Genomic DNA, 7063 nt, shown 5'->3' with positions numbered 1-7063 from the left:
TCAGACCTTCGGATTCAGGGTCGATGCCGATCATCCAGACCGGCTCGAGAACGGGGCTGCGCTTCAACTTGTAGAGCAGATCGGTGCCGATGTTGCCCGGACCGATGAGCGCGCATTTGATTTTTTCCATGAGAAATTCCTTGATTTGTTCGCCGATATGTTAAAAAAAACTAACAGAACAACTGCCCATCCCACTGATCGTTACGCGATAGTGCTCGCCGGCACAAACATCGAACATATTCGCCAGCGCCCCGGATAGTATGACCTCACCGGCCCGGAGGGGAATACCGCGACTGCCAAGTGCATTGGCAAGCCAGACGACGGAATTGATTGGAGACCCCAACGCGGCTGCGCCCGCGCCAGTCGCAACCACCGCACCGTTCTTTTCAAGGACCATGCCGCAAGTCGATAAGTCCAGAGCGCGTGGATCCGCCGCCGTATTTCCGAGTACGAACATGCCGCACGAGGCGTTGTCAGCAATCGTGTCCTGAATCTTGATCCGCCAGTTCCGGATACGCGAATCGACGATTTCAATGCAGGGCATGACAAAGTCCGTTGCTGCCAAAACATCGGCGCTGGAAATGCCAGGCCCGATCAAATCTTTCTTCAAAACGAAGGCTATCTCGCCCTCGATTTTGGGCTGGATCAGCCGCTCGACAGGCACACGAGCCCCGTCGCTGAGCGACATTCCGTCAAGCAGGCAGCCAAAGTCCGGCTGAAACACGTTCAGCATGTTCATGACTGCTTGGCTTGTGATGCCGATTTTTTTCCCGACAATCTTCTCGCCGGAATCAACTCGTCTGGATATCAGGCGTTGTTGAATTGCGTAGGCATCGTCAATGGTCATATCCTGATACTGGTCGCTAAGCGGGTCCCGTGCATTTTTCGAGATCAATGCCTCGTAGAGCTCGTCGCCGACTCTTTCCACGATATCAGTGTCTATCGCCATATACATCTTTCATATTCGTTAAATCCCTGGCGTTACATCCCTGAGGCTCAATCACGGACGCCGGATTTGAATTCGACGTCCGTGCAGGGTGGAAGGCTGTTATTTACTGCGGAGGGACTTGTGTCCCCACATTGCAGTGCGGCTATGACGAGTCACTGACCACGAATTGTCGTCGACTTCACGCGCACCCCAGCCAAATTCAATTTCAAATCCCGAAGGAGTTTTGGCGTAGAAAGACACCATGTGGTCGTTGACATGGCGACCAATCGTGGTGGTCAGGCAGCTTTCCCCATCGGCATCGGCTACGCGAAGATTGCTGTCGATGGCATCGTTGTCGCGGCCATCGAGGCGGTCGCAGGCAAAGCCCACATCGTCGAAAGACGTGGCCTGGATCATGAAATGGTGAATGCGCTTGGGCATCGGCGCCTCGGCGATCGCCATGGTGTGATGGCGGCCGTTGCAGTGGAAAAAATGTCCACGTACGGTCAATTCCGGGGAAAGCGAAATGTCAATGTAGTCCGATAGCTGTAACCCAAGTGCGTCGGAATAGAAGCGCAAGGCTTTTGAAATGTCCGGGACCGCATAAAAGTAGTGCCCCATTCCCTGGCTCCCGGTCACAAACCCCTTGATGCCGGTGGGTGAAACAAACGGTTTCTCGTACTGATCGGCCGCGCCATAGAAAATTTCAACCTGCATTCCAAAGGGATCCATACACCTGATCATGCCAAGCACGTCTCGATCCGCCAAAAGTTCCGGACTTGCATCCTCCACCTTGATTCCTGCTTCTTGCAGCCGGCTACGCATCGCAGCCAGCTCCTGCGGGTTCGATACTTCGAAGCCCACGAAGGCCAGATCGTCCAGATCTCCCTGCGTCACGCCGATGCGCCAGCCTCTCGAGTCCATGCGATAACGCGCGTCCTCATTCGTGGAAGACGGTGTCTCCATCAGGCCGATCTTCCTGGCGAGAAAATCACGCCAGAGACCAACATCCTTGACGGCAAACCCCATGTACCCCAGTGCCTTGATTTTCATGTCATCTCCTCTTTCGTTGTGAATATTGAACTACTTCGAGAGGCCTAGTTTCTCTTCAAGATCTTTTCCGCCTACTGAAGCAAAAAGGCCTCTAACACCCATCCCTCCGTCATAGTTCAACACGGCACCGGTTGCGGGCGCAGCATCTCCACGGGTCGCGAAAAACACGTAGGCCCCCGTGTACTCTTCGACGTTGGGCATGCGCCCGATCGGCAAAACCGTTTCGAGCAATTCGCCAAGCGGGATGCTCGAGATTGAACGATCATTCATCCCCATGGATGCCGGACCGCGCAAATCAGTCGCCATTCCTCCCGGCGCAACACCATTGACCCGCACATAAGGCGCAAGCTCAAATGCCAACTCGCGAACGATGCCGACCAATGCATGTTTTGATGCCGTGTAAAGGGGACCCCCGCCATTAGGGTAAAACCCCGCATTCGAGATCGTGAATATGACCGAGCCCCGGCTTTGCACCAGATAGGGCAGGCAAGCCTTCACGGCCAGCAGCCCGGATTTGACGTTAACGTGAAAAACTTCGTCAAAAGACGTGTCGAACTTGTCTTCCCGGATATCTACCAGCGCCGTGTTGTAGTCCCAGATCCCGGCATTCGAGATCAAGGTGTCGATCTTTCCAAAAACATCAACACACCGGCGGGCAGCGGCCTTGTTGTCATCGAGTGATCTCGCATCACCTGTAAAACCGACGACATTACCGGCATGATCCGACTCCAGTTTCCGGATGCCCTCCGCAGACTTGTCGAGCACGGCAACTCTCGCACCCTCCGCAACAAAGCGATCGACAAGGGCACGCCCAAGGCCGGACGCTCCACCTGTTATCAACACAACCTGATCTTTTAGCTTCATTCTTCTCCCTTTCAATACACAGAAGGCTTCACGGAAAACTTCAGGCAGATACTCCCGCCCGGGTCGACGTCTTGAGCAATTCTCGAAGCGCAAAAGATGTATCCGAAAGCAACTGCGGTGATACGGCAAGGTCAGACGACACCAACCGGGTCGCTATCGCGAAATCTTTTGTTGCATCGATTGACACCGCGGCCGCGACCTTTCCCTCATGAACACGGAAAAGCAGCGCTGCCTGACCGCCACTCAAGTCACCGCGCAGCACAAATTCGCCCGGCCCATTGATATCGCCGATCATCTGGATGCGATGCCCGGCAATCTCCGTCCAGGACGTTGCGATCTGCGGGGCTGGCTTGCAGTGGCCAAGCAGGGCGGCGACGGCCGTCTCTGCTTGCTGCTGGGAATTGATGTAGGTCTCGAGCGATCGACGCCCTCCGCCCTTGATTGGCCATGCCGCAACGTCGCCAATCGCATAAATTTCGGCACTCGAACTTTGTCCGCAGGCGTCAACAAGCACGCCGTTCTCGCAGTCAACGCCCGCCGCCTTGAGCAAGGCATCGGCCGGTTCGCCGCCAATGCTGACTAGAACGATATCGGCTTCAATCTCCCGTCCATCGGAGCACACCACGCCGCGAACGGTCTGATCGCCCACCATTCTTTCGAGGCGCGCATTGAGTTCGATACGCACCCCCAGATCGAGCAGCTGCTGACGACACCACCCTCCGACTTTGTCGCCCAGGACACGGACAAGCAACTCGTCAGCGCAGTCAAGAATGGTGACCTGAAGACCCGCTTTCCGGGCCGCCGTGGCTACTTCGCAACCGATCAGCCCACCCCCGACGATGACCAGCGAACGAGCCTCACTGAAAGCCTTGCGCAGAGCTTCGCAATCGGCATAGTCACGCAGGTAGTAGACTCCTTGAAGATCGGCACCAGGAAACGGTAGCTTGCGGGGTCGCATGCCAGTGGCAAAGATCAGCCGGTCAAACGGCAGCGCTGCCCCGGACCGCAACATGACCCTGTGCCGTTCTCTATCGATACTCTCAACCGCATCGTCAAGGCAAAGATCGATATTTGCCTCCTGATACCAGGAAGGCTCCATGAGAAGAGGTGGTGTCTCGGCCTCACCCAACAGGACGTTCTTCGATAACGACGGCCGGTCATACGGAAACTGACCCTCTTCACCAATCAGGTGAATTTTCCCCTCATAACCGCCGGCCCGTAGCGCCCGCGCAGCCGTCGCGCCGGCAAGGCCAGCCCCTACAATGACAATTGTCTCAATCATGGTGTGATGTGTCCTGCACTAAAGTCGACATAGACCACTCCACCCTCGAGGCGGACCGGAAACACCTTCAAGGGTTCAGTGGGCGGGTATGCTTTTACATTTCCATCTCGAACACAGAATTTTCCGCAGTGGAGTGAACACTCGACAACATCGCCGTCAAGAAAGCCGCCTTCGGACAATGACCAATCACCGTGCGAACATCGGTCCTGGGTTGCGAAAAACTCTCCATCGACATTGAATACCGCCACTTCAATCCCATTTCGTTCGACCTTGAGCGCCTCTCCGTCCGGCAGGTCGCTTGCCTCACATACTCTTTCAAAGCTCATAACTAATCACCGTATCCAAACTTACTTCATTGCACCTGCGGCGAGCGAGCACTCAGGCCGACCCATGCTGCATAGGCCCAGACGATCCAGACGATGTGAATGAACAGCGTCGTCAAGCCAAACCAGAGCGCCTCGCCGCTGAAAACGATGCTGTAGATGTCCCAGAACGCATCGAATACCTCGACGGCAATCACCACCGGAATGACCGCAGCGTATCGGCGAGGTTCACGCGCACCCCACAAGGCGACGACGCCGATCGCCCCCAGTTGCGCTCCGATGACCGCCCAAGCATCCTGAAGCAAGGAGGAGCCCTCCCCTCCCACTGGGAGACCGGCTTCGGGATACATGACAGTCAGCAGAGGTTCGCTCAAACCCGGCAGGAGGCCGATGAAGTTGAGCAGGTAAAAAACACCGACTGCCACAAAAAACCAGCGCACACTTCGCTCATTCATTTCCAATCTCCAGATAAGCAAGGCCCTCCTCCCTGCTTTTTGTCAGAGGGCCTTGCTCAACGCATCAGATCTCGCGCGTTGATATCAGAAGAACATGCTCAGGTTGTTTGCGGTAATCGTACTTTGGTCGAGAAGGACGGTACGCTTATCGATCTTGAACCCGAACCCGTCATCAGTTCTGAGTAGAACATCACGCCTTTCTCCAACATAAATGTCGGTCATTCGCTCGAGACGATTGCGGTAGCAAAGGAAAGCGGAACTGACTTCGAACTTTGCCGCCGAGACTTCACGGACGATGACGTTGGACACGATGTGGCGGCTGCGTGACGGAGGATCTTCCGTCCAGTTCAAACCCGACTGTCTGCCGCGGATACGGGCACGCAAACGGTCATAGTCCTCGTCGAAATGCGCATTGCAGCCAGGACCATAATATTCACGCTCGATGTTCTTGGTCGAATGAGTGGTCCGGATGGGGGCCCAGTAATGAATGTCTTCCGTCAGCAGCCCAAGCCATTCCTGATATTTGCGATGATCGAGAAGCTGCGCCTCTCTGTAATAGAACTGCTCGACGGCATGCTGTACTTCCAGACTTACGGGCTTTTCAGGGAATTTGAAAGGCTCAACCAATTCCAACGCTGTTTGCATTATAAATCTCCTTGTTCAGTAGCTTTTGACCGGATCTCTGGTTTCACCATAGAAGTCGATCGAAGTATTTTTCAGGCAAACTCATTTCCATCAAGGAATTTGCCGGTGCATTGCTCCACCCTCAAGGGCGCAGGGAATCCCACGTCGGTTCGGACATCATCCGACTCCAGTGATGATAGAAACCCCGGGCCGCCTCTTCGCCATAGACGTAGCTGGTTTTTCCCGGAAAATCAGGGTTGTTGGCGTTTGGCTTGTTGAGCCCCATCTGTGCGCAGAACGGTTGGCTGCGGGCGACATGGCCCCGCAATACGCGTTGCACCTCAACCCAGTTCTCGCCATCGTCCTGCTCGAAGGTTCCGCCTTGGTTGAACGTGAAGATATTCATCTTGCGGTACTCATCCTTGATTTCCTCGGGCGCGTCCGCATCAACCACGATGAACGACCAGACTTCGATCTCATTCGGCCCACGAGGATGCCAGGTACGGACCGTATTGATACCGGGAAGGAACGAGCAGCTCGGGAATATCGTCATGTGTTGTGCAACCATGCGATGCACCGGCAGCCGATCTGCAAGCCGGGCATTGGCGCGATCTGCGGCAGCTCCCTTGGTCCAGTAGTCGACGATCTTCTGCCCCATGATGGCCTTGAGCAGCGCAAAATCATCGTTGAACCAGCCGGTACCATGGCCACCCCACTGGGCACGGAACTGGTTACCGGTCACAGGCAGCTTCACCTGCGAAAGGTCCACATCGGGCGGCAGACTGGAGACCACACCGGCCACATGCGACATCGTGCAAGCGTGGTACATGTCGGAGCAGAATTGCTCGGCGGCAAACTTCCAGTTGCATGGAATGACCGTCCGCTGCATCCCGGTAATCACCTCCGTGCCGGCCTCGGTACGATCCAGCATGGCGTCCATGTACGGCGTTGCGTCACTGAGGTAGTCGATCAGCGTCGGGGCTTTTTTGTCCCAGTTGGCGAAAACGAGCCCCTTGTAAGTATCGACCCGCGCCTGGAGCGGCCCCCAGTCAGCCTTCTCGAACCCGCAATCACCTTCTTTTTTGTCGCAGAACGCTTCCTTTTCGAAGGGAACATTGACCAGGTTGCCGGCAATGTCGTAGGCCCAACCATGATAGGTACAGGTGAAGGACTTCGCGTTCCCGAAAGTCGCGCGTTCGATGGTCATGCCACGATGGCGGCACTGATTCAGGAATACCTTGATCGAGCGATCTTTCTGCCGGACCACGATGACCGGATCCTCGCCCATGTAGGTCGTGATGTAGTCACCGGGATTCGGAATGTGTCCTTCGTGGCAGACCAGCAACCACGAACGTGCGAAGATCCGCTCCAGTTCCAGCTCGTAGAGGTCATGATCACTGTAGATGCGCGGGTCGAGCAAACCCTGATCCTGGTCGACGAGCCCGCGAATTTCATCCGGCGTCCACTTCCGGGACAACCTGACCACAGCGTTCGGGATTTCATTCATTGTCGAATTCATAATATTTGAGTCTCC

At 55.5% G+C, this 7063-nt stretch carries 8 protein-coding genes and 1 pseudogene; all 9 read right to left on the bottom strand.

All coding sequences use genetic code 11. The features are described 5' to 3' along the window. Positions 1-130: pseudogene (locus WBH99_RS11270) on the bottom strand (acetaldehyde dehydrogenase (acetylating)); the annotation flags it as partial. A gap of 30 nt (positions 131-160) precedes the next feature. Further along, positions 161-943, bottom strand: a complete 783-nt coding sequence (dmpE, locus tag WBH99_RS11265; protein WP_424220188.1) for a 2-oxopent-4-enoate hydratase — start codon at positions 941-943, stop codon at positions 161-163. Positions 944-1048: 105 nt separating this feature from the next. Further along, positions 1049-1981 carry a VOC family protein gene (locus WBH99_RS11260; RefSeq protein ID WP_424220185.1) on the bottom strand — a complete coding sequence of 311 codons (933 nt, stop codon included), beginning with the start codon at positions 1979-1981 and terminating at the stop codon, positions 1049-1051. Positions 1982-2011: 30 nt separating this feature from the next. Beyond that, positions 2012-2845, bottom strand: a complete 834-nt coding sequence (gene bphB / locus WBH99_RS11255; RefSeq protein ID WP_424220184.1) for a cis-2,3-dihydrobiphenyl-2,3-diol dehydrogenase — start codon at positions 2843-2845, stop codon at positions 2012-2014. A gap of 40 nt (positions 2846-2885) precedes the next feature. Continuing rightward, positions 2886-4127: an NAD(P)/FAD-dependent oxidoreductase gene (locus WBH99_RS11250; RefSeq protein WP_424220183.1), complete on the bottom strand. Its 1242-nt coding sequence runs from the start codon at positions 4125-4127 to the stop codon at positions 2886-2888. Beyond that, positions 4124-4453 (bottom strand): non-heme iron oxygenase ferredoxin subunit, encoded by a 330-nt coding sequence (locus WBH99_RS11245; protein WP_424220182.1) that lies wholly within the window; start codon positions 4451-4453, stop codon positions 4124-4126. Before WBH99_RS11245 ends, WBH99_RS11250 begins: the two co-directional genes overlap by 4 nt. 26 nt (positions 4454-4479) lie before the next feature. After that, positions 4480-4905: a BphX family protein gene (locus tag WBH99_RS11240; protein WP_424220181.1), complete on the bottom strand. Its 426-nt coding sequence runs from the start codon at positions 4903-4905 to the stop codon at positions 4480-4482. An 84-nt stretch (positions 4906-4989) separates the two neighbouring features. After that, entirely contained in the window at positions 4990-5550 is a 561-nt protein-coding gene (locus WBH99_RS11235) for an aromatic-ring-hydroxylating dioxygenase subunit beta (RefSeq protein ID WP_424220180.1), read from the bottom strand. Positions 5551-5671: 121 nt separating this feature from the next. Beyond that, positions 5672-7036, bottom strand: a complete 1365-nt coding sequence (locus WBH99_RS11230) for an aromatic ring-hydroxylating dioxygenase subunit alpha (protein ID WP_424220179.1) — start codon at positions 7034-7036, stop codon at positions 5672-5674. Positions 7037-7063 lie beyond the last annotated feature (27 nt).

Source organism: Azovibrio sp. (assembly GCF_049658005.1).
In the GTDB taxonomy this organism is placed as follows: domain Bacteria; phylum Pseudomonadota; class Gammaproteobacteria; order Burkholderiales; family Rhodocyclaceae; genus Azovibrio.
Note: the sequence above shows the minus strand (reverse complement) of the source record. Positions and strands in the feature narration are given on the sequence as shown.

Excerpts from the sequence above, each read along its gene's own strand:
- WBH99_RS11260 (WP_424220185.1), bottom strand. The coding sequence starts at position 1,981 with ATGAAAATCAAGGCACTGGGGTACATGGGGTTTGCCGTCAAGGATGTT.
- bphB (WP_424220184.1), bottom strand. The coding sequence starts at position 2,845 with ATGAAGCTAAAAGATCAGGTTGTGTTGATAACAGGTGGAGCGTCCGGC.
- WBH99_RS11250 (WP_424220183.1), bottom strand. The coding sequence starts at position 4,127 with ATGATTGAGACAATTGTCATTGTAGGGGCTGGCCTTGCCGGCGCGACG.
- WBH99_RS11245 (WP_424220182.1), bottom strand. The coding sequence starts at position 4,453 with ATGAGCTTTGAAAGAGTATGTGAGGCAAGCGACCTGCCGGACGGAGAG.
- WBH99_RS11240 (WP_424220181.1), bottom strand. The coding sequence starts at position 4,905 with ATGAATGAGCGAAGTGTGCGCTGGTTTTTTGTGGCAGTCGGTGTTTTT.
- WBH99_RS11235 (WP_424220180.1), bottom strand. The coding sequence starts at position 5,550 with ATGCAAACAGCGTTGGAATTGGTTGAGCCTTTCAAATTCCCTGAAAAG.
- WBH99_RS11230 (WP_424220179.1), bottom strand. The coding sequence starts at position 7,036 with ATGAATGAAATCCCGAACGCTGTGGTCAGGTTGTCCCGGAAGTGGACG.